Here is a 25253-nt window from a genome sequence, read left to right on the forward strand (position 1 = left end):
ATAACCGTGAAAGAAGCAGTCATAACGGACACGCTGGGCGTGTTTCAAGAAACGACGCTTGTCACTGACGATGTGGTAGGCGTCCTTCCTATTTACGCCTCGCCGCCGGAGCCAGAAGCCGAACCGGAGGATCGACGGGAACTAGCGTCCCCTACGCCAGAAGAAAGCCGCGAGAAAACAATGCAAGAACCTATACTTGTCGGTTATCGAATTGCGGTACCTATAACGCCAGGGCTGTACCTACCTAAGTGGGATTTTGAGTCGGAATCGTGGATTGAGGCATTAAGCTCCGAGGATATCGCCGAGTTGACCAAGCCGCGACCCGTCGAGCCAACGCCTACAGATACGAAGGTAGCGGACTTAGAGGCGGAAAACAAAGAGCTTTCTAAACGATTGGCGGACATTGAGCTTGCAATGGCCGAAATATTCGCAGTTTAAATAAGGACCTTATAAGGGTCCTTTTTATATCTAAAAGGAGGCTACATCATGGCACTGGCAGATTTTAAAATTCGCATCATCGCGAACGCCTGTATCACTCGTTACAACAATGGCGAGGGCGGAATTATGGTAGTCGTGGACAGCTACAACCTCGCCAATGAGGACCGGGAGGGTGTTCTCGCATACGTATACTCTAAGCGTCCGGACATCAATCCCGAGGTTGCCGAGACTAGTCAAGACACGCCGTCGGAAGTGTAGACAAGCAATGCAACGGTACGTGGGGACGCTTTCGGGCGTCCTTATTCTTTTCTGGCGGTGAAAATTATTGGATCAAACGATTATCGATGCAGCGTTAAAAGACGGGTTATGGGCGGTGCTGTTCGTTTCGCTCTTTCTCTACAACCTCAAAGAGTCAAAAACCCGTGAAAATAAGCTCATGAATTTTATTGACGAGATATCAAAGCAATTCGAGGCGCTGGCGAAGCAGTACGAGCGTCTATCTGAGGATGTGCGCACGATTAAAGACGATATCAAGTCGCGCCGAGAGCAGAACCGAAAGGAGGACCTATAATGTCGCTGACATTAGCCGAGGTAAAAGCGAAATCTGCGCCTATGCTGGTCGGCCTGCACGAGGCCGTAAAGCTTGCTGCGGAGCAGCTGGTGGAACGTTGTTACCGTCGAGGCGTGCAGATCCGAATTACGCAGGGTCTTCGGACTATTGCCGAGCAGAACGCGCTTTACGCGCAGGGACGTACGCAAGCGCAGTTAAACGCGGCAGGTTTATCTAGCGTTAAGGCCCGGCCAAGCGAGCCGAAAGTCACTAACGCTAAAGGCGGTACAAGTTTTCACAACTTCGGGATGGCGATAGATTTCGTTCTCATCAAGTCCGGGTACGATATGCGCGCGGATCTTGACGGCGACGGAATGTCTGACTGGATGGAGGTTGTCGAGGTGGCGAAGGATCTCGGGTTCGAATGGGGCGGGGACTGGGCTACCTTCGTCGATAATCCACATTTCGAAATGACGTTCGGCCTTACGTGTGCGCAGTACAAGGTGGGTAAGCAGCCTAGCGCGGCAGCCGTGAAAGCAGCAATCGCACGAATCAACGCAGGACTTGTAAAAGAGGAGGAACAAGCTATGACCGCAGCAGAGAAACAAGCATTCGCAGCGCTCCAGGAGGCCGTAAGTTGTCAGTCGGAACGTATCCAAGCGCTTGAGGCGAAAGCATCGATGAAGTGCCCTGAATGGGCGAAGGAAGCCGTTACAGCAGCCGTTACGCATAAGCTTCTGGATTCGCCCGAAGGCGCCAGCTACGACGTTTATCGTCTGCTAACGATCATTCATCGTGCAGGATTCATTAAAAATTAAGGGGGATTCGTCAATGTTTGAAATGGGAACCGTCGTGGCCGTAATTATCGCTCTCAGCGAGTTGATTAAACGAAATCAGTATGTGAGTGCAAAGTATATCCCGTTGTTCACGATGGCGGTAGGCATTGTCGCGGGTATTGTGTACATCCCGCATACTACGATTGCTGAGGGGATCATGAACGGTATTATCGCAGGTTTGACGTCGAACGGCGTGTACAGCTTGGGTAAAGGGGTTATTACCGCGGGGAAGGAAAAGGACGCCGATTAATTTCGGCGTTTTTTTTCTTTTACAAATACGATTTATCGCTTTAACGCACATATGTACAAAATACGGCTTTTATGAAAAAGTCCTAGTAAAACGGTTGTTAAAATAACGGAAAAACGATATAATGATATTGACAGAGATAAGCGAAACGGAGGACTTTCTATTATGAGATTCGAAAAAATGGCAGTTCGTCGTATGAAAAACTGGTTTCAAAAGAACAGCTTTTTCCGCACAGGTAAAGGCGCGATTAATCATATCGTAGAACATGATTCGCGGCGTGTCTACTTTAAAAGCGAGTCTAGCGGGATGATTAACACAATTGAATTATATAAACTAAAGGCTGCGATACGCGAGTTATTCACGCGCCGGACGATAACTCGGAAGCAGCTCGAATCGTTCTCGAAATTCTCCTCTGCCCTTCTCGGACTTATGACGACGATCCTCCGAGGGATGGCAAAATTGACGAAAGGCATGAAGGGGTTCCGTCTCACACTCATCGGCGTTCGTTTTTTCTTTTCTGGGTGTGATAAAGCTGTTCGTGATCTGGAAGTTGCGAAAGCTAACGGCGCGGAGTTTGTCCTAATGTCTTACTGGTGGCTGAAAGGAAAGAAAGATCCGTTCAAACATGTTAATCGCCTCGGCCTGAAAGTTATGCTCGACTCAGGCGCATTCACAGCGCATAACAAGGGGGCAACGATAAGCGTCGTAGAATACGCAGCGTTCCTCATAGCGCACAAAGACGAACTACATTCTTACATAACGCTTGATGTAATTGGTGACGACGCGGCTACAGCCTCGAATTATGCGTATCTCCGCGGCCTCGACCTCTCTCCCGTTCCGGTTTTCCCGGCTATGGGGGACCTTGCGAATCTGGCGAGGCTCATCGAAGAGGATCATGAGTTCGTGGCTATCGGAGCGACGGTAGGTATGAGTGAGAGAGCAAAGAGCGACCTATTCGCTAAAATTTTCACTGCATTTCCGGACGGGCGTTTTCACTGGCTGGGCGGATCTTCTTCCTTGATAACGGACTTTGACTGGTTCTCAGCAGATTCATCGACATGGCTCTCGGGGCGCAAGTACGGTAAGTTGCTCGATACCGAATTCAGAACGACTAAAGCTCCGGCATCGTTGAGCGGATATGCAGCTCTGGCACACAATGTACAGATTCTATCCGCACTCGAAAACAAACACATCGAGTCAGTAGAAAACGCTGACGAGGGGACCCGGAGGCCCCTGCTCTCTGCCTAAATTATGGAGTTTTGGGTACAAGCGTGTGATTTCTCGGCCAATCTGTATAGCTATATATAAGGGCGTTTCCTAGATACAACCTGGGAGGCGCCTCTTTTTTTTGTTTTCAGAACGTCACAAAGCGTTCTTCCTCCCAATATTGTATCGGTGTAAAAGGAGGGATAAAAAACAAATGGGCGATGAAATTTTTTCCGTGGAAGTGAACAAATCTTTCAACGTGTTAAATCAAGAATGGCAGTCGGAGATTTATTTCAAGATTTACCTTTCGATGTTCAAGTCTGGCCTTGTACGGGACCTTGGATCGGATCGCTTCGCCGTGCTGCTGGCGATTGCGTCGTTCATGGACGAGTCCGGCAAGTGTTATCCGACCCAGGAGCAAATCGCGGATGTTCTCGGGATCTCACGAACGACGGCGAACAAACGTATCAACGCGCTGCTCGAATTTCGTTGGAACGGTCGACCCATTATCGAGCGCCAGAAAGTACGTTTCAAGTCGTCCCCGAACGAGAACAGCGTTTATACCGTCCTCCCTCTCTCCCAGCTGGCGATATTCAGCGGGGAAGTTGAGGCGGTAGACGCAAGCGCAGACGGTGAGGTCGAGAAGCAGCGTAAAAGCGTTGCTGACGACCGTAAGCAGCTGGTCACCTATTTCATCGATAAGTACCGAGAAACCTACTCGTCCACGTTTAGCGTTAACTGGGGGCGTGATATGGGGCATGCCCGGCGCATACTCGCAGATCGCACGCTCGAAGAAGCTAAACAAATACTGGACGTGATTTTTGAGGAGTACGACGAACGATGGGCGTCGGGACCGTATCCTCGACCATCTTTGGGACAGGCTGCGACGTGGTTAGGCGCTCAGGCGGACCAGATTGCCTCAGAACGCGCTCAACAGGTTTCTCGGTACGAGGAAGCCCTCCACGGAGGAAAGAGCGCTGAGGACCTCGTTAGGATGCTTTCCGGAGGTGTGGCATTATGACGCTGGAAGGATCTTGTATGCTGGCAAAGCATTGTAAAAAGGCGGGAGACCCAGAGTTCTGTACTCCCCTATGCTTCCCCTATCTCAAAATGCACGGCGATAGCGGTTCCGGAGGACTTCAAGGGCTTGCGAATCTTCCGTCTGCTTATGCTCGGCAGGATGTCGCCTCTCTTCCCTTTAAGACGGACAACCCGGAAGCATTCGCAGTTGTTTCGGCTTATTGCAGTAACATAGCCGACAATGTCGACAGGGGCGTAGGGTTTTACTTTTACTCGATTCCCAACAAGGATAATCCGAAGGGTACCGGGACCGGGAAGACAACAGCGACGGCGGCGATCATTAACGAGTACGTTACTACCCGGGTTGTGCAGCAGATGAAGCAGATTCGACCCCTAACGAATCGGCCTGCACTGTTCGTTAAGGCCAGCATGTTTCAAAACGTGTTTAACGCCCAATTTCGAGGAGCGCCGGAAATGCAGCACGAGGCCAGTCGCAGATATTACGACTTAAAAGAGGCAATGCTCTCTACGTATCTCCTGGCGTTGGACGATATCGGCCTGCGCGAAGCTACACCCTCCTTTCTTACGGAAATGTTCGAAATCATCGACGAGCGATCCGCCGAACGTCGTGCGACGATTTTCAGCTCGAACGTCCATTTGAAAGACCTTCCGCGCCTGTTGGATGATCGCATAGCCTCCAGAATCGAGGGTATGACGGCTCAAGTTTCGTTTGTTGGCCGGGATCACCGTAAAGGAGGGAATTTCGCATGATTGAGGCACAGCTGCTATCTAAAGTACTGGACGAAAATAAATTCTTTGAGCTGGCGCGATACAACATCGGGACCGGAGACTTTCCGACCTACGCCCCTGTGTACACCTTTATCGAAGAATACGTAAGAGAAAGCCGCGGAGACGTACCTGATTACCGTACTGTGGTCGCAAAGTTTCCGGATTTCGAATACATGCCCGAAGTGTCGGACGGGTTCCGATACCTGTCCTCGCGACTCAAGGATGCTACGGCCAAGCGCAAGTCGTTTGAGCTGCTGCAACACGAGGCACCTACGAAGTTTCGGGAGCTTGACGGCGGCAAGTTCGCCCAATGGCTGTACGACAATGCCGAGAGAATCCGTCGCCAAACTGAGCTATCTACAGATTTAGGCGTCAACTACGCCACCAACGGCGACCAACGTAAGGAATGGTATATGGAGTCGAAGGAAAAACGTTCGTTTTCGTATATCCCCACTCCCTACCCGTCCCTCACGAAGGCCCTCGGCGGCGGATTCGAGCGGGGCGACGGAACTCTCCTTATGGCGTATACCAACCGGGGTAAATCGTGGATCTCGACGGATATCGGGCGTTGTGCATGGCGGTCCGGATTCGGAGTTCTTCACTACTCCCCCGAATTGTCGCAGCGGCAGCAGTCGTTCCGGATTGATACCGTTGACGGCCATTTCGATAACGTGCAATTGCGACGGGGCCAGCTAGGGAATGAGCAGGAATACTTTTCGTACTTGCAAAGCTTTGCACCGGATCAGGGACATATGCCCTATATCGTTAAGACGATGGAGGATCTCCCGAACGGGCTGTCGCTGGATGTTATAGAGGCGGATCTGCACATGTACGATAATGTCGCGATGGTTATCATTGACGGGTTTAACTTGATGAACCACGGACGCGGCGGCCGGGACGCCATGACGCAGACAAGCCGGAACCTGCGGCAGTTGTTTGGGCGTCGCAAAGTCGCAGGGATCGTCGTCCATCAAACGCCAACCGCAGCCGAGCGCGACAAAGGCAAGGAGGAAGACGGAGAACGCCTTATCTCTCCTCCGAAACTGACGGACTATTCCGAAACAGTTGCGGTTATTCAGGACGCTGCAAACGTTCTTACGTTTGACCAGGCGCAGGGCATTGGCCGCATATCCGTCGAAAAAGCGCGGGAGCCGTCCGTCGGAACTGTTATCGATTTAACGTGCTCCTTCAATCATGGCATTATCCGGGAGCAGGACGTAACGGACATGTTCTAACAGAATATGGAAAAGCGAAAAATAACTCCAAAAAACGCAAACGCATGTTCCTATTTTATTAAACTGAATTTATAATAATATAAGTCTGTTAGAGGGTGAACTTTTTGCCGAGTAATATTATGATCCGTGGTCGTCCTGTTCAGGTGGATATCGAGAGGGAGCTAGACGCTTTCGAGTGGAACCGGAAATCGGTACGAGGGGGAAAGCTGCTGGCCTGTTCCCCATTCCGAAAAGATGGCAAAGAGCGACATCCCTCGTTCGCTGTGCGCCTGGATAACGGCGTCTGGATCGATTCCGGGTCCTCAGATACCCAATGGAGACAAGGATCGTTCATACGCCTTCTGGCGGCTTTACGTGGCGAAGAAGAGTCGGAGGTCGAGGAGTACCTTCTAACCCTCTACGATACCCAGCACGCGGACGTGGAAAAGTTATCCCTGGACCTAAAATTAAAATCAGACGAGTCATATAAAGGAATTGAACGATCCCCCATCGTTCTCGACCCTTTTAAATTCCGACATCCCTACTTGGAAAGACGTGGCATTAACGAGGAAACTCAGCGTCTTTTCCGCATCGGATACGACCGTAACTCCAAGGCGATAACGATTCCGTGGGCCAATTGTGCGGGCGTCGTGGTGAATATTAAGTATAGGAGCGTGATAGAAAAAAAATTTTGGTACCATTCCGGAGGCGAAAAGATAAGTAACCACGTCTATGGTTTGGACCTCATCGTTTCCCGAGGTATAGACCGAGTGTACGTAACAGAGGCGGAAATCGATTGTATGTACCTATGGGCTAACGGCTTCCCCGCCGTTGCTGTGGGTGGGTCGAATATGTCCGACGTACAACGGCAGCACATTCTCCGAGCAGGTATTCGCGACTTGGTCATAGCGACCGACAACGATCCGGCCGGAGTAGAAGCCGGAGAGCGAATCTCCTCGAAGCTATCTGGATGGATCGATCTGTACAAGCTCGTTATCCCCCACGGCCGAAAGGACGTAAACGAGCTGTCACCGCAGGAATTAATCGCCGTCACCGAACGAATTAAACCTTTCCCTTATTCATTCGTGTAAGGCGGTGGCGTTACGGAAAACGATCCCTCCCCAGGCTGGCGAAAAAAGTTTTTAAAATTTATTCGTCACCGTGTCACAAACGAATACGCCTCTCGCTATTTGATCCGTGAGAACAGGACAAGTAGCAGAGAGGCGGAATAGAAACGTGACAAAACAATTAAATAACGAACTAATCAACGAGCTTTCAGTGAGGTACGCTAGCACAGGTTCGGACGAGATCCTTGCCCAACTACTCGATGAGGTTCGCCCCATGATCTATAACGAGGCTGTCCGAGCTGAACGAAAGTACGACATTCCCCGGGAGGACATGGTTTCGGAATTCACGCAGGATATTTGGGAGGCGGTACGAGGCGAAGCCGCAGCGAATTTCGACGGATCGAGCAACTTCACTCAGCGCTTTCATACGTTTTTCAAGCGGTCCCTGGTTAATCACCTTCGGTATCGTAAAGCGGCGAAAAGAGACATCCCTACTTACTCACTCGACCGTGCTTTCGAAACGTGTTACCAGATCGATACCGACGAAGGCTCCTTTACCCCCCAGTGGAGTGGGCACGGGACAGTTCCATCGCAGGAAAATGTCGTAGAGGAAGAGGTGCTGCTAGATGAGTGGATAAACGAAACGCTCGCAGGATTTCGCACATCCCACGAGCGTCAATGTAAGGTTATCGAACTTACCATATTCGGCTGTACTAATATTGAAATTGCTAACGCCCTCGGTTCCCCAACCTACGACGAAAGCACACGTCAATTCGTAAGCCGAGCAAAAAAGAGCTTTCAAAAATACGTTAATTCCCAAAATCCCCTATCTGCATGAGTCCCCACTCAGCAGTAAATAAAACTAAAGGAGACTTAAAACTATGAGTATCATTACTAACCGAGGCAAAGCTGCCAAAGAATCTGCTAGTAAAAAGAAAGTCGACTATAAAAAACTTTTCATCAAGCTAAAAGACGGTGAATCGCGCCGTGTCCGTATTCCATCTGACGAAGATTACGTGGAGTATATGGCACACGGTAGTTTCGATCTGGGCGTTTATACCCAGCCTTGCCTACTCCCTGCTGGCGGACCATGCGCGTTCGACGAGCTGGTTCGATACATCAACGACGATCTAGGCGTGACAAAGGATGATGAAGACCATCCTCTCCATTCTTTCCGCAGTTTATACGCGAAAAAACGTTACTTATTCGCCCTTTATGATCTTGACGAGCAGATGCTCCGATTTTTCGACGCAACGCTGGAGCAAGGAAAGGCGCTAATCGCCTCCATCGAGGAGTACAAGGAAAGCCTTTCGGAGCTTGCGTTTACGTTCAAACGTACCGGGGACAAATCGGCTACGTCCTATACACTCTCCCCCATTCTCAAAATGAATGATGCGGACAAGGAGAAGTTTGCGGCATTCGACGGAGTTATTGACGAGAATCTTTATGAGGAGGCGCTCATGCCTAGAACGTACGAGCAACAAGTCGACGAACTCAGACGAGTCGGCCTGCCTGCTGACGTAATCCAGACGCTGTACGGCGGCGCTAACGAGGATGAGTCGAAGCCTATCGAAGAAGAAGACCCCTCGAAAGGTTTTTGATCTTGGAGTAAGTAGCGCTTTAACTGCCTAGACAGCTTTAATAAGCACTCATAAATAAATACGAATCTCGTCACAGATCACCTCATTCCTCGATATTCGAGCGTGAGGTGATTTTTTATGGCTACCAGTGAGGAATTGTCGCTAGTTCCTAACTTCTCTTTACCCAATGACTATATTATCGAATCCGTTCGCAAAGCGCAAAGGAAAAAAGCAGCGGCCAAGTATTTTCCGTCATGGGAAGAAATCTGGACGACTGGTTGGGACAATCAAGGAAAGCACAAAAACGGCATATTTCAGATGTCGCTATCTGACACAGACCGCGAGCGATTGCGTGAGGTGAAGGCTGCTCTCGAAGGCGGTGATTTATCTCGGCTACCCGAAAAGGCAGCGAAACCTATCTCCAAGTCGGAGGCGCTCGCCCTCTACCCTACGTTGGTGGAGGCGAAAAGAGTTCGCTTACTTGCCGAAATGGTCGCGAAGAAGCCAGACAACTACATCATTGTTACGACAGATGAGCAGTTCCGGGAGTTCATGCGTCTTCTGCCGACTGAGGCTGTCACAGCTCTCGATACAGAGACGAATGGCCTCGACAAGCACGGCAAAAGCGAAATTGTTGGAATCTCGGTGACGCTGCCTATCGCCGATCTGCACTATTACGTTCCGGTAGCGCACAAAACCGACAAGCCTCAGCTTAACCGCAAGTATGTGCTGGAGACAATGCGTCCGTGGTTTGAGGATTGGAGAGCGCGAAAGGTGCTGCACAATTCGCCCTTTGACGCTCACATGCTGAGTCAACACGGCATTGCGCTGCAAGGAATTCACGCGGATACGCAGTTCGCGCAGAAAATCCTCAACGAGAACGAGGAATCCGTCGCCCTCAAGAACCTGGCTAATAAGTACGGTTACCTGTTCGGGTACGAAGATGACTCATATAAGTATGAAGAGCTGTTCGGCAAGAACACGCCTTTCGACGAGGTTGATTACGTCGTCGGCGGCATTTATGCGGCCAAGGATACCCACCTTACATGGCTCCTGTACAAGTGGCAGCGAACCCATTTCGACCGCCTCCCGGGCCTACGGTACATCTACGATAAAATCGAGAATCCGTTAATTCCTGCGCGGATTACGATGGAGCGTACCGGGTTCCTGATTGACCAGAATTACGCAAAGGAATTCGGCATAATCCTACAAGCGCAAATAAGCAAGCTGCTTTCGAAAATGCGCGAGTTATTCTGCGTTAACGGAGAATTTAATTTCGATTCACCACAGCAGCTATCGGCCCTTCTGTACGACGAGCTAAAACTCACGAACAAAAAGAAAGGGTCGGTCGATGCCGGAGCGTTGAAGTTTATTCAGCACGAACACGAAGGAGTTCCCCTAATCCTCGAATACCGTGAGAAGACGAAGCTCTACAGCACGTACGTCGAGGCGCTGCCTAAGCTTATTAACGCGGATGGACGACTCCGGGGCGAGTTCGACCAGGTCGGGACGGTGACTGGGCGTTTCAGCTCACGGGAGCCGAACCTGCAAAACCTTCCGCCGGAGGGACGCAAGCTCATTATCGCGCCGAAAAGATACGTCATCCTCGGTTCTGACTTTTCACAGATCGAGCCTCGTGTATTGGCGCATATTTCCGGCGATAAGAAGCTCCAGCAGATCTACAAGGACGGCAAAGACTTGTACGCGCAGCTGGCCTCAGACGTTTTCAAGCTGCCTATCGAGCAATGTCTCGACGGCTGTAAACCTCCTGGCTGGAAAAAAGAGCCTCGAAAGATGATGAAAGTCGGACTCCTCGCGGTTATGTATGGCATTTCAATGTACTCCCTCAAGGAATCGTTGGGCATGAATTCCGTCGAAGAAGCTCAACAGTTTATTAACGATTTTTACGCCACGTATCCGGATGTTTACCGCTGGGTTAAATCCGTTTACGCGCTGGTCAAGAACCAGGAGTACGTTGAAACGATGTACGGCCGTAAGCGGAGATTTCCAGGACATAAAGAGAAAGCGATCATCTACGACCAGTGCGCAGCAGAGATATGTCAACGTTTAGGCGTGGACGAGCTGCCTCTCAGCGTGTGGGAGGGCGATATCCAACGCAAGAACGAGGGCCTCGATCCTCTACTCCCATATAAGCTGAAACGACGCTTTCAGGACGTTAAGGGCGATGTCGAACGCGTTCGCCGAATGGCCGTAAACGCGGTCATTCAGGGCACGGCTGCCGACATCATGAAATTAGCGCTTATCGAGCTGCACAAATATACGGAGGCTAAAGGCTGGAGAGTCGCTGGTACGGTGCATGACGAAGCACTTTCCGAGGTGCCCGAAACGATTACTCTCGCCGAAGTTGAGGAAATGGAATCGCTGATGACGGGCGTCGCGGAGTTGGACGTGCCCCTAAAATGCGATACGGAAATTTTCAAACGCTGGGGCGAAGGAATCAGTAAAAGAGAATGGTTTAAGGAGGCAGCGTAAATGGATTTTAACATATCCGAAACAGTTTGTTTTACAGGCCACAGGCCAAGTAAGCTCGGCGGGTATAACGAAAATAATCCAGTCATGCAGTACGTTAAACGAGAGCTGGCTGCGAAGATCGACGCGGCAATTGCCAATGGGCACAAGACTTTCATTTCTGGCATGGCGTTAGGCGTTGATACGGTCGCTGCGGAAATCGTCTTAGCGCGAAGATCGACTGGCTCATCTATTCGTTTAATCGCCGCTATCCCCTTTTCGGGACAGGAAAATAGGTGGAATGAAGAGTCTCGGGTACATTGGGCCAACATTGTCCAAGCAGCTGATGGCGTATTTTACGTAAATGCGCCTGGTTACGCAGCGTGGAAAATGCAGACTCGCAACGAGTGGATGGTGGATAGATCCTCACTGGTAATTGCGGTATGGGACGGAACTTCCGGAGGTACAGGAAATTGTGTTAAATACGCCCGGAAGGCAATCCACCGCCCTACCATAACGACTATTAACCCAAAGGAGACAGCGTAAATGAAACTTTCAAAAGAACGAATAATTGCCGATTGGGGCAAGTTATCCAACGTAGAAAGGGACGCGTGGGTCGCGTCAGCCTTAACACATACTTACCCACACTGTCCACGCTATACAACGGATATTTCTGCGGCTTGGGACGTGGTCACGAAGATGCAGGAGAAGGGGTTTAGTTTTCTCCTCAACGAAGCAACCGAAAGGAGCGCCGGAGTTGTGCATGGGAACGCATCGGCGGGCGATTACCACTGTAATTTTATGAAAGATCCGACAGCCTACAGGGTATATCACCCATCTGCGACAGAGGCGATCTGCCTCGCAGCTCTTATCGCTAAATACACGGAGGTGTCCGAATGAGTACGCAAGCTCACGAGTTGTTCGTTGTTTATCACGAAGGTACGCCCGCATTTACTGGATTTAATGGGCAAAATGCGTATGACTCCCTGGGCGGGGCGAACCGCGCTATTAGCCATATTGCTCGTGCTGAAACGAATCGTTTAGAACATAACGCTTGGGTTGATGGGAGGCCCTTTGATCGGGAGCAAACGTTCAAGGAAATTAAAGGGCAGTATTCCGTTTTGCCGTATTCTCGCACACTCACGCAGCTGAATCGCCTTGACAAGGCTCTAATCATCAGCACGATAGACGAGTTTCTCATGGTACACCTGGACCAGAATGATACTTTTACACGCGAACAACGTTCCTTTCTGACGGATTTTTGCGAGAGAAATATCGATACCTCATCGCCTGACGATTTGAAATTACGGCTAACCTTGCTCGCTAAACATTTATACAAGGAGGTTGTCCAAGATGGCGAAATCAAGCCAGATTAAAGAAATGACGTGTCCCCTATGCAAGGCGGAGACGGAGAGTTACTGGTGCCGAAAATGTAGTTACGAGGAAGGACGGAAATTGGTATACAGCGTCAAAACTCTCCGAGATAAACGTCGGGTATCTGGCAGTTTTACCGTTGTGGATTGGTTCACGACTGCGGCGAGTGCGGGCCTGGTTCTTGAGGCTACTGACGGCGAACGGTATTACGTGTACATGTCAGATCTTTTCCGACTGCTCCAGGGAACGCAATTTTCGAATCAAACGCTTGAAGAGGTCAAAAAGGGATCTGCTCATGCGTGGACGTTTGTATCCGAGGAGGGCGCCTGATATGGATCGATTTATCCCACCATACGAAGCCTACGCGCCCGTCGCTGCTAAATGCGACTATTGCAGCAGGGATATCCTGGTTAGCGAGCCAGTCACGGCTATCGCCGACCCTACACGGGAGTTTGTCGTGCATGAGCGTTGCGAACGCATGGCTATTGAGAGCTACTACATCGCTGAACGCGGGATAATCGACGAGGAAGGTGACGTTATATGACGAAGGAAGAAATTATCGCACGATGGAACGACATGGCTCCGCAGCATCGGGATGCTTGGATCGCTAGAGACATCATGGGCTGGAGGCGTATTTCACGTCCTGGCGGCGGGGGCGGCTTTGTCGGCTGGGAGGACTCTGACGGGAACCTGGCTGCAATTGACTCGGACGACATGTGGTTCAGACCATCGTTGAGTGTTCAAGCTGCATGGCCCGTCTTTGAGCAGTTCCTGGACCCTAATCGTACCTCCCTATGCCCTGTCGGGAACGGTAGCGAGGGCCTATCGTGGAAGGTGATGTATGACGACTCCTGTGTAGCCCGTGGCCGGACGGCGCCCGAGGCGATATGTCTCGCTGCCCTATTCTCAAAATTAACGGAGGTAGACTGATGGGTTTAGTTAGTAAAGCCGGAGCTGAAAGGCTTCGCAAGGAAGTTCAAGCGCAGAGGTTTTCTCTCGTAACGTCTGGACGCGAGCAGGATCTTCGAGAGGGTATCGTGGCGCACTTCAACGCGCTACACTCTCTTTCGTTCTGGCCGGATCGGGAAATCGAGCAGCAACTCCTCGATGACGAGCAGAAGGATGTAGACGCCCTAGACGGCGATATAGGGCTAACAGAGGGCGTGGTAATGTTCTCCCCGTCCTCAGCGTCAAAATGCCCGAGAGAGCTATTTTTTAAAGCCACAAAAGCCAAAAAAGACGACATTACGATGTTTCCCTATCAAAAACGTTGGACTCGTAACTCTACCGCAGTCCATCGAGCCGTGCAAAAGGATCTACTTTACGCCGAAAAGGTGCTGACCAATCCCCTATTCACCGTCGAGCGCACGGAAGATGGGCGCCCTGCCTGGGAGCGTAATATCGCGCATGTCGTACAGTTTGAGCATAATGGCGTACGGTTCCAGATGTACGGCATGATGGACGGTATTCTCCGGTATACGCCCGACGGATCTCGTATAGGCTTCGAGTTCAAAACGAAATCGACGACCATCGCGGCCGTTGGCGATTTTAAAATGCGTGAGCCTTCGCAGGACCATGTTACGCAATGTACAGCCTATTCCCTACTCTTCGGTATTGACGAGTACTTGATTACGTACGAGTCAGTAGCTAAAGACGGGTGGATGAAAGGCGCCGACGCTCGGGCCGACATGAAGTCGTTTTATATCCGGGTTACGGACGACGATCGAAACGCGCTGCTGGATAAATTCGCGTTCGTTGCGGAGAACTTCTACAACGGTGAGATTCCGGACCCGGATTTCTCGAAGTGCATCTTCTGCCCCTATAAAACGCGCTGCAAGGAGGCGACAGCGTAATGGCAGCTATTCACATTGAATCTGTGCAGTTTAACCATGAGAAAACGGCGACTTTTGGAGAGTTGTACGTGCGTCGTCGCCTGGTTTCGGTGACTGTGTCGGCAAGCCTTGTTGCTTCGTCGGGATTGACTATGGGTATCGTGGTCGAAGTACCTCCGGAAAACCTCGGGACAGATCCGGCAGAACTCGTTAAACACGTTATCAAGCAGCTGGCGGACGAGCTATGACGGCCCCTTATCGATACTATCTCGGGCTGGATACGTCGCTGACTAAAACAGGATGGGCGGTCGTCAAAGTATACGACGGCTGCCTAACGCCTGAAATCGTCGACTACGGGCTTATCAAGTCCACGCCCAAGTTATCCGACGGAGAACGTCTGCGACAGATCTATGCGGGCATTACGGAAGTCCTGGAACGTTACCCTCAGCTGGAGCGCGACATCTCACGTGAGGCCGGGATTGTACGATTCAATCTGCCGACTAAACAGATTTTTAAAGCGCACGGCGTAACCGAGTTTGCTCTATCGGACTGGCGTATACATGACGTCAATATCCAAACGGTCAAGGCGTGGGCGCGGCGCATTACAGGCTCCCCAGGTAAGCGCAACGATAAAGACATGATAGCCGAAGCCGTGCGAATCTACTTCGGTATGCCGGATCTAAAGCTAAATAAAGAGGGTGACGAGGCCGACGCTATTGCCGTGGTAGTCTCGCATCTACTAAACCAAGGGCTTGTCGCTGCATAGCGGCTGCCCTCTTTTACTCCTTAATAAAGTGTATAACACCTTTTAACTCATAATTACATATTTCAACACATAAATACACTAATTCACACACTATACTCCTACGTTCTACAAATTAACTCACGGTTTCGACGTTATTCATGCTTGCAAAAGGTGTTATTTTCCTTTATTATGTGTAATATAAAATCATCTTGCAGCATAAGGAGCGAAACGGAATCATGGCAATTAATAGAATGGTTAATAGGGTTATAGGTTACGAAGCTGCCAATTCATATGTAAAGTGGCACACTACCGATGCCCACGACATCTACTTTAACAGTCTCTACCGCATCCCGGAGGGCGAGGAAACATTAATGGGCGCTCCTACCAACGATGTACCCGTCAATATATTCACTCTGGACGGCGAAAACTTCCTTGCAGGCACACGTCGCAGGGGCTACACAACGTCCAGCAGCCGGGGAATAGAGCGTTATGCGTCGGCCGAGTACCGTCGTGAGTCGCTCATCGCGTTAGCTCACGCAGTTAACGGCAACGAAGCTCTAAGCGTTGTTACAGCGATCCCTGCCGATCACTACCAGGACCGGGAACAGGTGGAGGCCGTGATTACCGAAACCCTTCGCGGAGACACGGGAATTATCCGTATGGAAGTCAACGGGGAACCGATGTCTTTCGGGATACGTAAGGTGAAGACGTTGCTCCAGCCTGCGGCGACGGTAGTCGGAATCGCCCTTGATGAGCGCGGAAACGTCCGTAAAGGCTTCGAACACCTCACGCGAAACTATAAGATTGTCGTCGATATCGGATGGGGAACGACCGATGTCGCTGTAATGGAAGGGCTGACCGTTGTCCGGGCGTTTACGATAGGTAGAAGCATGGTGGACGCCTACACGCGCATTGACGAGAAGCTGAAACGAGATAACTCTGAGCTGCGCACCATGAGCTATAGAGAATTGGATATCGAGAGCTTTTTGCGGGATGGCGATACCTTTAGTTTTGGCGGCAAGGAGTATGATTGCACGGATATTAAGGCGGAAGCTTTCGAATGGATCGCGGGGGAGATCATGACAGGCGTCGGCAATGGCGTTAAACTCCGCGAGGCCGACGCAGTTATTTATACGGGCGGAGGCGTTATCCCACTGTCCAACGACATAAAAAAATTCACAGACGGCGTAAACGCGTTAAAGGCTGACGACCCACAGGGCGCTAATGCCCGCGGCTGCTATAACTACGGCGTAGCGATGAAATAGGAGGCGTTAAACAATGGCGACAGATCCAAAAGGCAGAGAGTATACGCCACTAAACGTTAGAATCTATCTCGACGAGGACCCGGATCTCATCGAATACATCGAGGGCATGCCTAAAACGTGGCTCGTGAAGACGGCGCTCCGGTTTTACCGGGACAATAAGGATAAACCGCAGGCTGCGCCCCAACCCGACGACTCAGAGCCAACGGGGAAGGCGTTCCTGGGCGGCCTATAACGTATGCGTAACAGCTGGCTACTACAAGATGAGCGCGAATGGGCGCGGATCATGCAGCTATTACGCGAATCGCTGGAAACGGGCAGAAACGTCATAGTGGCGTCAGTATGGCTATACAACAATGAGATCGTTCACACACACGGCCCCGTTACGAATATTTTCGAATCGTACGGGGCTTTTGAAATAGGAATCGAACATATAGCATTTAGCTGCGTGCTAGACGTGCAGCCAGCGCCGGGGGAGGACTTTTGATGGGCAAAAAGATCTATTTGACTGACGAGCAGCTCGTTTTCCTAACAGCTCTCACTGATCCCTGCAATGCCCTAGAGGATGAAGACGGTGACAAACTCCGAAGCCAGATATACGACAAGATAGTTAAGGCAAAGCCTCCGGAGGTCGCTGAAAACGGCATAGGCGACGAGTTCGCGGGAGATCGGGAATGCCCGGACTGCGAAGAAGAGTCGCTAATCGAAATAAGCCTAACAAAGAGGAAATGTTTGAAATGCAAAGAGATTTTTGACGAGGAATTTTTGGATGACGGCGATGAGGGGTGAGTATGATCAGGACTCCGATAGTTTGGCAGCTCCCCGTTAAGCAAAGTAACAGAGCGAATCATGACTGGGTTCATCCCCGCGCTAATTTTCACGCATTTAAAAACTACGTGAGTCTGTGCGGCAAGTACATGCAGGATACAGATTTTTTCGAAACAGACATGCCCGATGATACTGACAGAAAGCATATGTGCAAAACGTGCTTGAAAAAGGCCCAAAATGAATAGGACGGTGTGCAAGATGATTAAGTACGAGGGAACAAAAAAATGGTGCAACTCGTGTTTAAACGAGGAGGGAAACTTTCTAATTAGCGTCGGCTTAGATGAAAATCAAACGTCGTCAATCTCTCTGTGTCATGACTGCCGAGTGGATCTGATGAGCAAGCTCGCAGGGAATGAGCAAATGAAAGAGGGTACGTGTCAAAACGTTTCTATTTTCGACAAGGCGGAGTTAGCTCAAATGCAGATCGCTACTTATCACCATGTCCAGCACCTCGAAAACGATCTGAAAAAATTAAAACCCAGCGATATTGGCTATGATAGAACCCTCAACGATCTGGCGCAGGCTCGCGCGGCTAAAGAAAAAATTATGGCGTTGTGACGCCCAGGAGCGTGTTATAAAATGGACGACTTTGGGTCCGTAAACTATTTTAAGCGCCATCTTTGCGAGGCTAAATCTCCAGACGGGGCCTTTATTGGAATTATGAGCGGGGTACTTGATTTACCGAAGAGTCCGAAAATTATCGTGGGCTATGCAAAGAATCTTAGTCAAGCATACCGAGAATTATTTATCGATAAAAAATGAATGGGAGGCGTGTATTACTATGAAATTTACAGTTCCGTTAATCGAAAGCATGATCGAAAGAAACGTGTCTCCTCAAGAAGAGAAAACAATCACATGGCTGAGTGGATGGGAGCAGGAGACGCAAAACAACCTGTTTTCGATTTTACTTGCTTACGGTGCTGCTACTCATTACAAAGTGGCTAAAGCGGCAGATTACGAAGGTTCCGCGAGGCAGGCGAGGGACCGCGCTTTACTGGTAATTGGCGCTTTTATCGAGGACCCCGAAAAAGCAAAGGCTGCTATCGCGGTATTAGACGGGGATCTCGAAGCTTTGCGTAACACTTAATATAGGAGGGTCAGCTATGGAACTCGTGATTGCGGATTGTGATCGTTGCGGGAAACAGAAGGATTGCGTACAACTCGTTGTCCAGGAGTTCGCGGAATCCCCGGAGACTTACCCAGATTACGAAAGCTCGAATATTTGCGGCAGCTGCATCGGAAACATGCTGGCGCACGAGGATGAATTTTAAAAGGGAGCGTGTAGGAGCATGGAATTAACCAGTTTGGAAAAAACGGTAATCTGCGCAGCGCTTGAGAATGACCTCCCTCGGAGAGAGAAACTAGTTACGTGGGCAACCGAGTTATCAAATGATGACCCGGAAAAAGAGAGGCTGCTAAGAGCAGCAAAGGAACAACTCGCGGCTGCTCGGAGTGCATACAACAAAGTATCAAAATAAACACAGAAATACATGGGAGTCAGAATGAATAGGACGGTGTTCGTATATGAAGTGGATTAAGGTGGGAAGTTTGGCTCTAACGCACGATTTTGAGTTAGAGAGCGATAGTGATGTCCGGCTTCAAGTAGTTTGCCCAGCATCGGAGATTGCGAAAAAAATGCGTATAATTTTCGGTCCAGCGACCCCACGACCGATTGATGATTGGCACGAAGATGACGGCGCTGTGCTGTGGTGGGGGTTCCCGATTGATGAACCGCCGTATTGCGGGTCTCCGCTTGACGTAGATTGGCCCGGCTATCACACGCACTGGACTCCACTTACTATCCCGGAGCAACCGGAAGTTTGACACGCAGGGATAAACACAGAAATACATGGGAGGGAAGGCCATGAAAAAAGGATACCGTGTCTACGACAAAAGGAACGACGCCACTTACTTTGAAGGAACTGAGTGGGAATGTACAGAGTTTCTACTAAAAACGTACCCAGAAGGCGCGGAAGGCTCCGAGAATATGAAGGTGGGAGTCAATCAGGAATTTGAGTAACACAGAAATACATGGGAGGGGGTGCGCTATGCAAATTATAAGAGGCGTTACGTACTGGGGAATTGAAGGGAGCCGGGAAGTTGAGCGCCGCGTCAATGTGATCGAGACACGTAGCTCTGGTACGCAGTACATTAATTGGACTCGAATCAAGAAAGACGGTTCAGAAGGAAAAACCCAATGGACAGAGCGGGAGAAGTTTGCTGTATGGGTCAAAGGAGTTTACGAGTTAGAGAACTTGTGATTCTTATTAACACCAAAGTACAAGGAGGCGACTCAATGCCCGTTTATAAAGTGAAGTACCTGAAAGAATGCGTCCATATCATGGAGGTCGAAGCAGCCACGAAAGAGGAAGCGCGCCTAAAACACGCGAATTTCGACTGCTTGAAAGATTACGAAATAGAGGGTATCAGCGAGACTATACTCGATATTACCGAAAAAGAATAGCGTCACAAACGAAAAGAGTACCGAATGTTCTTTATGAACAAACGGTACTCTATTTTTATTAGAAATCGATGGAGTATTCGATTGCTTTCGGCTTTTTCGAAATGACCGTGTTAACAACGCCTTGGTTATATTGAACCTCTCCGACGTACTTGGAGCCGTTATATTGCTTGTAAATATCGACTTTGTTTACCCGCGTGGAGTATTCGTCATATTGGACCGCGCCGTAATAATCACGATGGAATGGCACGCTCTCCGGAGCTGTGTATACTTTTGAATTTGTCCACGTGTAGCTAAACGAGCCTGTCGCATTTCCCGAAACTGACCACTTAACGACGCTTGCTATGTTCGCGTTATAATTTCCCGAAATTTGCAACGAGGCCGAGACTGTCCTAGACCCTGAAATCGTAGACGTACCGCCTTTCGGCACAGAGGTCAGGAAGACGTCTTTCTCGCGAGGCCCGACGTTGTAGTTAACTATCGTGGTGCCAGCGTCCGAGTACGTAGAGCGGTCGTAAACCTCGTAAACGTCTCCGTTCGGAACGATTGTCTTATTGCCGGAATCTTTCAGAGCTGGGTCGACGAAGGTAACAGAGGCATTTGGCTTACCTTTCGGGTCGGATACCACGGTAATAGTGCTGGGCGTTACGTTTGTATTTGCAAAGGATGCTAAGGCGTTGTCGTTAGGATTTATCGTAGCAGAGGCAGCGCTGGAAAGGGTGACGACGGAGAGGGCGGCAATGACGGCTAAGGATAATTTTTTTCTCATACTCTCACTCCTTTGATATAGGACGTTACATTAAAACCATAACATGTATGTAAATATATGGCAATTACTAAAGGCTCATTTTCACGTGATTTTCAATAAAAAGCGGACAGGGTGCGCTCCTTTGCAACTTTTTTCGCGGGACTACCTGTCACAATGCCGTTCAGCTGCCTATATAAGAGAGTGACTATAAATCTGCCGAAGAGGGGAGGTCTATTTTGTGCTTATTGTTTATGCGTCCAGGACGGGAAACACGAAAAGGTTCGTTACCAAGACAGGGTTACCGTCACAATCGATAGACGACGTCAGAAGCCCGTCTGAGCCGTTTGTACTCGTGACCTATACAGACGGTGCTGGCGAGGTCCCGGAACGCGTACGGAGATTTCTACGCGCTCATAGCCGTGTTTTGCGCGGAGTCGCTGCTAGTGGTAACCGTAATTTCGGAAGTGACTTCGGTCGTGCGGCGAATACGATAGCTGCCGAGTATGGCGTCCCCATCGTGCACAGGTTTGAACTGTCGGGGGCATCGTCAGATGTCGAGAAATTTAAAAAAGGAGTGGAAGAGATTGAGCGAACATGTGCGGCTTAATAACGAAATTATGGTACAGAGGGACGGGTTTTACCAACTCGAAAAGGACCAGGAGGCAGTCGTTGTATACCTGGAGGAGATCGCGAGTAAGAGCCTTACGTTTCCTGGCGTCATGGATCGCATCCGATACATGGTGGACGAGGGATACTACTATGCGGAGGTCCTTGACGAATACTCCCCAGAACAAATCGAGGAAATTCACGTGCTGGCCGAGGTTTCTGCGCCTCCCTTCGCGTCTTACATGGCTGCATCTAAATTTTATCGAGAGTACGCGCTCAAAACACGCGACAAGTCGACCTACCTGGAGTCCTATGCGCAGCGCCTTGCGATTGCGGCTTTGCACCTCGGGCGGGGAGACTTCGTTAGAGCGAAGGAACTTCTCTGGGGATACGTGAATGGGTTTCAGCCTGCGACACCAACGATACTAAACGCGGGCAAAAAGCGACGGGGAGAGTTTGTAAGCTGCTTCCTTCTGGAACTGGACGATTCTCTCAATTCCATCGGCTTTAACATCGTTACAGCTATGCAGCTGTCCAAAATCGGCGGCGGCGTAGCTCTTAATTTGTCCAAGCTACGCGGACGCGGGGAACCGATCAAGGAGGAGGAGAACGCGGCAAAGGGTATTATCCCGGTTGCGCGACTGCTGGAAGACGGCTTCTCCTATGCCGATCAGCAGGGGCAGCGTAAAGGCGCAGGGGCCGTCTATTACAACGTGTTCGGCTGGGATGTCGAGGAGCTGCTGGACGCGAAAAAGATCAATGCGGATGCTGGATCTCGCTTACAGACGTTGTCTATCGGCCTAATCGTCCCTAACAAGTTTTACGATCTGGCTGAGAAGAATGCGCCCTATTACGTCTTTGCGCCCTACAGCGTGTTTAAAGCGTACGGCCAGCACCTGGACGACATGAACCTTGACGAAATGTACGATACCCTCGTCGCCGATCCACGAGTAAAGAAACGGCAGCTCGACGCGCGCGACATGCTTACGCGCATCGCGATATCCCAGCTAGAGTCTGGTTACCCGTATATTATGAACCGGGACAACGCTAACAAGGTCCATCCGTTAAAGGCACTAGGCAATGTAAAAATGTCTAACCTATGTACCGAAATCTTTCAGCTGCAAACGACTAGCGTTATTTCTGACTATGGGCAGCCGGACGAAATCAACCTCGATATTAGCTGCAATCTGGGGTCGATTAATATCGTTACGGCAATGGCCTCGCGGGATCTGCGACGAGTCGTACACGCAGGTATGGACAGCTTAACGTCGGTATCTGATATGACGAATATCTCGAATGCGCCTTCTGTGCGCAAGGCAAACGAGCTAATGCACAGCGTCGGCCTGGGCGCTATGAACCTCCAGGGTTACCTCGTGAAGAACAAAATTTCGTACCAAAGCGCTCTTGGTCGGGAGTTCGCTGACGTTTTCTTCATGTCTATGAATTACTACTCGCTGGAGAGATCGATGCAGATCGCCAAAGAGCGCGGGGGCACATTCTACGGCTTTGAGAAGTCCGACTACGCGACCGGAGAGTATTTCACCCAGTATCTCGAAAATGATTTTCGTCCCAAGTCGGAAAGGATCTCCCAGCTATTCGAAGGCATGGACGTTCCTGGTCCGGAAGATTGGGCGCGGCTTATGGCCGACGTGCAGCAGTACGGAATCTGGCATTCGTACCGGATGGCAATTGCTCCGACACAATCGATTAGTTACGTCCAAAACGCCACAAGCTCCGTCCTGCCGATTGTGGATCTCGTTGAAACGCGGACATACGCAAACAGCACGACATATTACCCGGCGCCGTTCCTGGCCCCTGATAACCAGGTCAGCTATACAACAGCGTTTAACATGGACCAATACCGGATAATCGATATGGTCGCAACGATTCAGCGCCACGTCGACCAAGGGATTTCCACAATTCTATTCGTCGACAGCAATACGCCCACTAACCGACTCGTACGTTATTATCTGTACGCAAAACGTAAAGGGCTGAAAAGTCTTTACTATACACGTAACAAATTGTTAAGCGCCGACGAATGTACGTCGTGTGCAGTTTAAGGGAGGGCTTAATGGAGCAGGCACAGGTAATGCGAGCAGTGAACTGGAATAGGCCGGACGATGCGTTCTCGGCTGAATTCTTCGACCGGAACTTTATGCAAATTTGGACCGAAAAAGAGATCCCGTTATCCGACGATAAAATGAGTTGGATATCGTTAAGCCCGGCGCAGCAGAAGACGTACAAGCGCGTACTAGGCGGGTTAACGTTCCTGGATACGGAGCAAGGCGCCGAGGGGATGCCTCTTATATCGCTACATGTCGAAAGCGAGCAGCGAAAAGCCGTTCTCGCGATTATGGGCTTTATGGAGCATATCCACGCGCGCAGCTATTCGAGCATCTTTACGACTCTCGCGACAACCGAAGAGATTGACGAGGTTTTCGCCTGGGTCGAGAGCAACCCGTACCTCCAGTACAAGGGCCAGCGTATCGCGGGTTATTACCGGAATATCGATAGCAAGTTGGGTCTATACCTCGCGATGACGGCGTCTGTGTTCCTGGAATCGGGGCTGTTTTATTCGGGATTCTACTATCCGTTACTCCTTTCTGGGCACGGGCAGATGGTCGCCAGTGGCGAAGTGATATCGTTAATCCTTCGAGACGAGGCCGTCCACGGACAATATGTAGGGACACTGGCTCAGGAGGTTTACACGGAGCTTTCTCCAGAGGAGCAGCTCGTGGCGTCGATTTCCGTTAAGGCGCTCCTAGACGATCTGTACGAGAACGAGGCAGCTTATACTCGGGAGGTCTACGGGGAAATCGGCTTAACCGACGACGTTCTCGTATTTCTCCGATACAACTTTAACCGCGCGATGATGAACCTCGGCCTCGATCCGGTATTCCCGGAAGAGATCGTAAACCCGGTCGTCATGAATGGAATCAGGCTGCATACGAAGAACCATGATTTCTTCTCCACAAAGGGTAACGGGTACATTATGGCGACAAATATCGTTAAGTTGAACGATACCGATTTCGTCTTCGAAGACTTGGGGGACGCGGTTTAAACGGTAGTTTTTAGGAGGGGGCGAAAGCCTCCTCTATTTTTTTTTTTGCCTCGAATGTCACATTGGGCGGCGAGCGCCTATATTGTACCTGTGTAAAGACAAAAGGAGGACGAGCGCATGAGCATAGTCACAGAGCAAATTGGTAATTTTTTAAAGGTCGCCGCGGACCTGGGATCTGAGATCTTGGATAAACAGCAACGAACACCAGCGGAAGACGCCTTTATAGTCCATCTGACCTTTTTATCGGCGCTGCTAGTGCCGGAGGCGATTAGGGAGGTGGGCCGCGAGTGAATGTCCGTATTCAAAAGCTTCACCCAGACGCCGTTATTCCGCAGTATGCAACGGCAGGCGCGGCAGGCTTCGACCTCGTAGCGGTAGAGGACGTGGTTATTGGACCAGGCGAAACGGAGAAGGTTCCGCTGGGCCTAGCGTTTGAAATCCCTGAGGGCTACGTGCTTTACGTCTGCATGCGATCCGGCATCGCGCTAAAAACGAAGCTCCGGCAGCCGAACGGAATCGGCGTCATCGATTCGGACTATCGCGGAGAAGTGGCGATGATGTTCGATAACATTTCGCAGGAATTCGCAGATCTGCCGTTAGAGCTACGCCACGTTTATAACGATTGGTACTACGATATTACCGGGAAAACGCAACGCTCGCCAGGCGTTCGCTACGAGAAAGGGACGTACCTCATCCGTAAAGGCGACCGAGTAGCGCAAGGCGTTATTTCCCCGGTTGCTCGTGTAAATTTCGTTGAATCAGCGGAGTTGAGCGAGACGGAGCGCGGTGACGGCGGATTCGGTCATACGGGGGTGAGCGGTTAATGCCTAGCCTAAGACCCCCGATAGGAGTCGTCCCACGATTCATTCACGAAGAGGCACGAGTGCGCGACCTACAGGCCGCAATTAAACGTTACCTGG

At 50.4% G+C, this 25253-nt stretch carries 36 protein-coding genes; 35 read left to right on the forward strand and 1 reads right to left on the reverse strand.

Going from position 1 to position 25253, the window contains the following annotated elements; all coding sequences use genetic code 11:
* Positions 1-6: 6 nt before the first annotated feature.
* The 30 genes from ABC395_RS26460 (at position 7) to ABC395_RS26605 (ending at position 19921) form a co-directional block, all read left to right on the forward strand.
* The gene (locus ABC395_RS26460; RefSeq protein ID WP_413006831.1) at positions 7-438 is read left to right on the forward strand and encodes a hypothetical protein; all 432 of its coding nucleotides are present in this window, start codon (positions 7-9) and stop codon (positions 436-438) included.
* 48 nt (positions 439-486) lie between these two features.
* Entirely contained in the window at positions 487-696 is a 210-nt protein-coding gene (locus ABC395_RS26465; RefSeq protein ID WP_413006832.1) for a hypothetical protein, read from the forward strand.
* Positions 697-763: 67 nt separating this feature from the next.
* Positions 764-1009, forward strand: a complete 246-nt coding sequence (locus tag ABC395_RS26470; protein WP_413006833.1) for a BhlA/UviB family holin-like peptide — start codon at positions 764-766, stop codon at positions 1007-1009.
* The gene (locus tag ABC395_RS26475; protein WP_413006834.1) at positions 1009-1806 is read left to right on the forward strand and encodes a M15 family metallopeptidase; all 798 of its coding nucleotides are present in this window, start codon (positions 1009-1011) and stop codon (positions 1804-1806) included. The genes ABC395_RS26470 and ABC395_RS26475 overlap by 1 nt, the downstream gene beginning before the upstream one ends.
* A 13-nt stretch (positions 1807-1819) precedes the next feature.
* The gene (locus tag ABC395_RS26480) at positions 1820-2074 is read left to right on the forward strand and encodes a phage holin family protein (RefSeq protein ID WP_413006835.1); all 255 of its coding nucleotides are present in this window, start codon (positions 1820-1822) and stop codon (positions 2072-2074) included.
* Between the two features lie 162 nt (positions 2075-2236).
* Positions 2237-3319, forward strand: coding sequence for a hypothetical protein (locus ABC395_RS26485; RefSeq protein ID WP_413006836.1), 1083 nt, complete (start codon positions 2237-2239; stop codon positions 3317-3319).
* Positions 3320-3491: 172 nt separating this feature from the next.
* On the forward strand, positions 3492-4298 hold the full coding sequence (locus ABC395_RS26490) for a helix-turn-helix domain-containing protein (protein ID WP_413006837.1): 807 nt from the start codon (positions 3492-3494) through the stop codon (positions 4296-4298).
* Positions 4295-5068: a P-loop NTPase family protein gene (locus ABC395_RS26495; protein WP_413006838.1), complete on the forward strand. Its 774-nt coding sequence runs from the start codon at positions 4295-4297 to the stop codon at positions 5066-5068. Before ABC395_RS26490 ends, ABC395_RS26495 begins: the two co-directional genes overlap by 4 nt.
* Positions 5065-6321: a DnaB-like helicase C-terminal domain-containing protein gene (locus tag ABC395_RS26500; RefSeq protein WP_413006839.1), complete on the forward strand. Its 1257-nt coding sequence runs from the start codon at positions 5065-5067 to the stop codon at positions 6319-6321. Before ABC395_RS26495 ends, ABC395_RS26500 begins: the two co-directional genes overlap by 4 nt.
* A gap of 104 nt (positions 6322-6425) precedes the next feature.
* On the forward strand, positions 6426-7391 hold the full coding sequence (locus ABC395_RS26505; protein WP_413006840.1) for a toprim domain-containing protein: 966 nt from the start codon (positions 6426-6428) through the stop codon (positions 7389-7391).
* Positions 7392-7536: 145 nt separating this feature from the next.
* Positions 7537-8205: an RNA polymerase sigma factor gene (locus tag ABC395_RS26510; protein WP_413006841.1), complete on the forward strand. Its 669-nt coding sequence runs from the start codon at positions 7537-7539 to the stop codon at positions 8203-8205.
* Positions 8206-8248: 43 nt separating this feature from the next.
* Positions 8249-8968, forward strand: coding sequence for a hypothetical protein (locus tag ABC395_RS26515; protein ID WP_413006842.1), 720 nt, complete (start codon positions 8249-8251; stop codon positions 8966-8968).
* 117 nt (positions 8969-9085) lie between these two features.
* Positions 9086-11440, forward strand: coding sequence for a DNA polymerase (locus ABC395_RS26520; protein WP_413006843.1), 2355 nt, complete (start codon positions 9086-9088; stop codon positions 11438-11440).
* A complete protein-coding gene (locus ABC395_RS26525; RefSeq protein WP_413006844.1) occupies positions 11441-11962 on the forward strand; it encodes an SLOG family protein in 522 nt (173 codons plus the stop codon).
* A complete protein-coding gene (locus tag ABC395_RS26530) occupies positions 11963-12316 on the forward strand; it encodes a BC1872 family protein (RefSeq protein WP_413006845.1) in 354 nt (117 codons plus the stop codon). It abuts the gene before it with no gap.
* On the forward strand, positions 12313-12792 hold the full coding sequence (locus ABC395_RS26535) for a hypothetical protein (RefSeq protein ID WP_413006846.1): 480 nt from the start codon (positions 12313-12315) through the stop codon (positions 12790-12792). The genes ABC395_RS26530 and ABC395_RS26535 overlap by 4 nt, the downstream gene beginning before the upstream one ends.
* A gap of 329 nt (positions 12793-13121) precedes the next feature.
* Complete coding sequence (locus tag ABC395_RS26540; protein WP_413006847.1) at positions 13122-13334, forward strand: hypothetical protein; 213 nt, start codon at positions 13122-13124, stop codon at positions 13332-13334.
* Positions 13335-13366: 32 nt separating this feature from the next.
* Positions 13367-13720, forward strand: a complete 354-nt coding sequence (locus tag ABC395_RS26545) for a BC1872 family protein (protein WP_413006902.1) — start codon at positions 13367-13369, stop codon at positions 13718-13720.
* Positions 13720-14643, forward strand: coding sequence for a PD-(D/E)XK nuclease family protein (locus tag ABC395_RS26550; protein ID WP_413006848.1), 924 nt, complete (start codon positions 13720-13722; stop codon positions 14641-14643). The genes ABC395_RS26545 and ABC395_RS26550 overlap by 1 nt, the downstream gene beginning before the upstream one ends.
* Complete coding sequence (locus tag ABC395_RS26555) at positions 14643-14870, forward strand: hypothetical protein (RefSeq protein WP_413006849.1); 228 nt, start codon at positions 14643-14645, stop codon at positions 14868-14870. Before ABC395_RS26550 ends, ABC395_RS26555 begins: the two co-directional genes overlap by 1 nt.
* A complete protein-coding gene (locus ABC395_RS26560; RefSeq protein ID WP_413006850.1) occupies positions 14867-15388 on the forward strand; it encodes a crossover junction endodeoxyribonuclease RuvC in 522 nt (173 codons plus the stop codon). The genes ABC395_RS26555 and ABC395_RS26560 overlap by 4 nt, the downstream gene beginning before the upstream one ends.
* Before the next feature lie 215 nt (positions 15389-15603).
* Positions 15604-16632, forward strand: a complete 1029-nt coding sequence (locus ABC395_RS26565) for a ParM/StbA family protein (RefSeq protein WP_413006851.1) — start codon at positions 15604-15606, stop codon at positions 16630-16632.
* A 13-nt stretch (positions 16633-16645) separates the two neighbouring features.
* Positions 16646-16864, forward strand: coding sequence for a hypothetical protein (locus ABC395_RS26570; protein WP_413006852.1), 219 nt, complete (start codon positions 16646-16648; stop codon positions 16862-16864).
* A 251-nt stretch (positions 16865-17115) separates the two neighbouring features.
* Positions 17116-17418 carry a hypothetical protein gene (locus ABC395_RS26575; protein ID WP_413006853.1) on the forward strand — a complete coding sequence of 101 codons (303 nt, stop codon included), beginning with the start codon at positions 17116-17118 and terminating at the stop codon, positions 17416-17418.
* A gap of 237 nt (positions 17419-17655) precedes the next feature.
* A complete protein-coding gene (locus ABC395_RS26580) occupies positions 17656-18015 on the forward strand; it encodes a hypothetical protein (RefSeq protein ID WP_413006854.1) in 360 nt (119 codons plus the stop codon).
* A gap of 223 nt (positions 18016-18238) precedes the next feature.
* Positions 18239-18544 (forward strand): hypothetical protein, encoded by a 306-nt coding sequence (locus ABC395_RS26585; protein WP_413006855.1) that lies wholly within the window; start codon positions 18239-18241, stop codon positions 18542-18544.
* Positions 18545-18560: 16 nt separating this feature from the next.
* Positions 18561-18728, forward strand: coding sequence for a hypothetical protein (locus ABC395_RS26590; RefSeq protein WP_413006856.1), 168 nt, complete (start codon positions 18561-18563; stop codon positions 18726-18728).
* 593 nt (positions 18729-19321) lie between these two features.
* The gene (locus ABC395_RS26595; RefSeq protein WP_413006857.1) at positions 19322-19477 is read left to right on the forward strand and encodes a hypothetical protein; all 156 of its coding nucleotides are present in this window, start codon (positions 19322-19324) and stop codon (positions 19475-19477) included.
* A 28-nt stretch (positions 19478-19505) separates the two neighbouring features.
* The gene (locus tag ABC395_RS26600; RefSeq protein ID WP_413006858.1) at positions 19506-19718 is read left to right on the forward strand and encodes a hypothetical protein; all 213 of its coding nucleotides are present in this window, start codon (positions 19506-19508) and stop codon (positions 19716-19718) included.
* 35 nt (positions 19719-19753) lie between these two features.
* A complete protein-coding gene (locus ABC395_RS26605; RefSeq protein WP_413006859.1) occupies positions 19754-19921 on the forward strand; it encodes a hypothetical protein in 168 nt (55 codons plus the stop codon).
* A 58-nt stretch (positions 19922-19979) separates the two neighbouring features.
* Here the strand turns inward: ABC395_RS26605 and ABC395_RS26610 are convergent, their stop codons facing one another.
* Positions 19980-20687 carry a hypothetical protein gene (locus ABC395_RS26610; protein ID WP_413006860.1) on the reverse strand — a complete coding sequence of 236 codons (708 nt, stop codon included), beginning with the start codon at positions 20685-20687 and terminating at the stop codon, positions 19980-19982.
* A gap of 217 nt (positions 20688-20904) precedes the next feature.
* Here ABC395_RS26610 and nrdI point away from each other — a divergent pair, with 217 nt between their 5' ends.
* The 5 genes from nrdI to ABC395_RS26635 all read left to right on the forward strand — a co-directional run bounded on the left by nrdI (position 20905) and on the right by ABC395_RS26635 (position 25157).
* The gene (nrdI, locus tag ABC395_RS26615) at positions 20905-21273 is read left to right on the forward strand and encodes a class Ib ribonucleoside-diphosphate reductase assembly flavoprotein NrdI (RefSeq protein WP_413006861.1); all 369 of its coding nucleotides are present in this window, start codon (positions 20905-20907) and stop codon (positions 21271-21273) included.
* Between the two features lie 10 nt (positions 21274-21283).
* Positions 21284-23332, forward strand: coding sequence for a class 1b ribonucleoside-diphosphate reductase subunit alpha (gene nrdE, locus ABC395_RS26620; protein WP_413006903.1), 2049 nt, complete (start codon positions 21284-21286; stop codon positions 23330-23332).
* 29 nt (positions 23333-23361) lie between these two features.
* Positions 23362-24333, forward strand: coding sequence for a class 1b ribonucleoside-diphosphate reductase subunit beta (gene nrdF, locus ABC395_RS26625; RefSeq protein ID WP_413006862.1), 972 nt, complete (start codon positions 23362-23364; stop codon positions 24331-24333).
* A gap of 117 nt (positions 24334-24450) precedes the next feature.
* Complete coding sequence (locus tag ABC395_RS26630) at positions 24451-24624, forward strand: hypothetical protein (RefSeq protein WP_413006863.1); 174 nt, start codon at positions 24451-24453, stop codon at positions 24622-24624.
* Complete coding sequence (locus ABC395_RS26635; protein ID WP_413006864.1) at positions 24621-25157, forward strand: dUTP diphosphatase; 537 nt, start codon at positions 24621-24623, stop codon at positions 25155-25157. Before ABC395_RS26630 ends, ABC395_RS26635 begins: the two co-directional genes overlap by 4 nt.
* Positions 25158-25253 lie beyond the last annotated feature (96 nt).

The sequence above is a fragment of the Paenibacillus canaveralius genome (assembly GCF_047238265.1).
Taxonomy (GTDB): domain Bacteria; phylum Bacillota; class Bacilli; order Paenibacillales; family NBRC-103111; genus Paenibacillus_F.

Excerpts from the sequence above, each read along its gene's own strand:
- nrdE (WP_413006903.1), top strand. The coding sequence starts at position 21,284 with ATGGTACAGAGGGACGGGTTTTACCAACTCGAAAAGGACCAGGAGGCA.
- ABC395_RS26490 (WP_413006837.1), top strand. The coding sequence starts at position 3,492 with ATGGGCGATGAAATTTTTTCCGTGGAAGTGAACAAATCTTTCAACGTG.
- ABC395_RS26605 (WP_413006859.1), top strand. The coding sequence starts at position 19,754 with ATGCCCGTTTATAAAGTGAAGTACCTGAAAGAATGCGTCCATATCATG.
- ABC395_RS26465 (WP_413006832.1), top strand. The coding sequence starts at position 487 with ATGGCACTGGCAGATTTTAAAATTCGCATCATCGCGAACGCCTGTATC.
- ABC395_RS26610 (WP_413006860.1), bottom strand. The coding sequence starts at position 20,687 with ATGAGAAAAAAATTATCCTTAGCCGTCATTGCCGCCCTCTCCGTCGTC.
- ABC395_RS26570 (WP_413006852.1), top strand. The coding sequence starts at position 16,646 with ATGGCGACAGATCCAAAAGGCAGAGAGTATACGCCACTAAACGTTAGA.
- ABC395_RS26540 (WP_413006847.1), top strand. The coding sequence starts at position 13,122 with ATGGATCGATTTATCCCACCATACGAAGCCTACGCGCCCGTCGCTGCT.
- ABC395_RS26630 (WP_413006863.1), top strand. The coding sequence starts at position 24,451 with ATGAGCATAGTCACAGAGCAAATTGGTAATTTTTTAAAGGTCGCCGCG.
- ABC395_RS26475 (WP_413006834.1), top strand. The coding sequence starts at position 1,009 with ATGTCGCTGACATTAGCCGAGGTAAAAGCGAAATCTGCGCCTATGCTG.
- ABC395_RS26565 (WP_413006851.1), top strand. The coding sequence starts at position 15,604 with ATGGCAATTAATAGAATGGTTAATAGGGTTATAGGTTACGAAGCTGCC.
- ABC395_RS26555 (WP_413006849.1), top strand. The coding sequence starts at position 14,643 with ATGGCAGCTATTCACATTGAATCTGTGCAGTTTAACCATGAGAAAACG.
- ABC395_RS26590 (WP_413006856.1), top strand. The coding sequence starts at position 18,561 with ATGGAACTCGTGATTGCGGATTGTGATCGTTGCGGGAAACAGAAGGAT.
- ABC395_RS26560 (WP_413006850.1), top strand. The coding sequence starts at position 14,867 with ATGACGGCCCCTTATCGATACTATCTCGGGCTGGATACGTCGCTGACT.
- ABC395_RS26600 (WP_413006858.1), top strand. The coding sequence starts at position 19,506 with ATGCAAATTATAAGAGGCGTTACGTACTGGGGAATTGAAGGGAGCCGG.
- ABC395_RS26530 (WP_413006845.1), top strand. The coding sequence starts at position 11,963 with ATGAAACTTTCAAAAGAACGAATAATTGCCGATTGGGGCAAGTTATCC.
- ABC395_RS26520 (WP_413006843.1), top strand. The coding sequence starts at position 9,086 with ATGGCTACCAGTGAGGAATTGTCGCTAGTTCCTAACTTCTCTTTACCC.
- ABC395_RS26495 (WP_413006838.1), top strand. The coding sequence starts at position 4,295 with ATGACGCTGGAAGGATCTTGTATGCTGGCAAAGCATTGTAAAAAGGCG.
- nrdF (WP_413006862.1), top strand. The coding sequence starts at position 23,362 with ATGCGAGCAGTGAACTGGAATAGGCCGGACGATGCGTTCTCGGCTGAA.
- ABC395_RS26575 (WP_413006853.1), top strand. The coding sequence starts at position 17,116 with ATGGGCAAAAAGATCTATTTGACTGACGAGCAGCTCGTTTTCCTAACA.
- ABC395_RS26545 (WP_413006902.1), top strand. The coding sequence starts at position 13,367 with ATGGCTCCGCAGCATCGGGATGCTTGGATCGCTAGAGACATCATGGGC.
- ABC395_RS26525 (WP_413006844.1), top strand. The coding sequence starts at position 11,441 with ATGGATTTTAACATATCCGAAACAGTTTGTTTTACAGGCCACAGGCCA.
- ABC395_RS26485 (WP_413006836.1), top strand. The coding sequence starts at position 2,237 with ATGAGATTCGAAAAAATGGCAGTTCGTCGTATGAAAAACTGGTTTCAA.
- ABC395_RS26515 (WP_413006842.1), top strand. The coding sequence starts at position 8,249 with ATGAGTATCATTACTAACCGAGGCAAAGCTGCCAAAGAATCTGCTAGT.
- ABC395_RS26580 (WP_413006854.1), top strand. The coding sequence starts at position 17,656 with ATGATTAAGTACGAGGGAACAAAAAAATGGTGCAACTCGTGTTTAAAC.
- ABC395_RS26585 (WP_413006855.1), top strand. The coding sequence starts at position 18,239 with ATGAAATTTACAGTTCCGTTAATCGAAAGCATGATCGAAAGAAACGTG.
- ABC395_RS26595 (WP_413006857.1), top strand. The coding sequence starts at position 19,322 with ATGAAAAAAGGATACCGTGTCTACGACAAAAGGAACGACGCCACTTAC.
- ABC395_RS26550 (WP_413006848.1), top strand. The coding sequence starts at position 13,720 with ATGGGTTTAGTTAGTAAAGCCGGAGCTGAAAGGCTTCGCAAGGAAGTT.
- ABC395_RS26500 (WP_413006839.1), top strand. The coding sequence starts at position 5,065 with ATGATTGAGGCACAGCTGCTATCTAAAGTACTGGACGAAAATAAATTC.
- ABC395_RS26535 (WP_413006846.1), top strand. The coding sequence starts at position 12,313 with ATGAGTACGCAAGCTCACGAGTTGTTCGTTGTTTATCACGAAGGTACG.
- ABC395_RS26480 (WP_413006835.1), top strand. The coding sequence starts at position 1,820 with ATGTTTGAAATGGGAACCGTCGTGGCCGTAATTATCGCTCTCAGCGAG.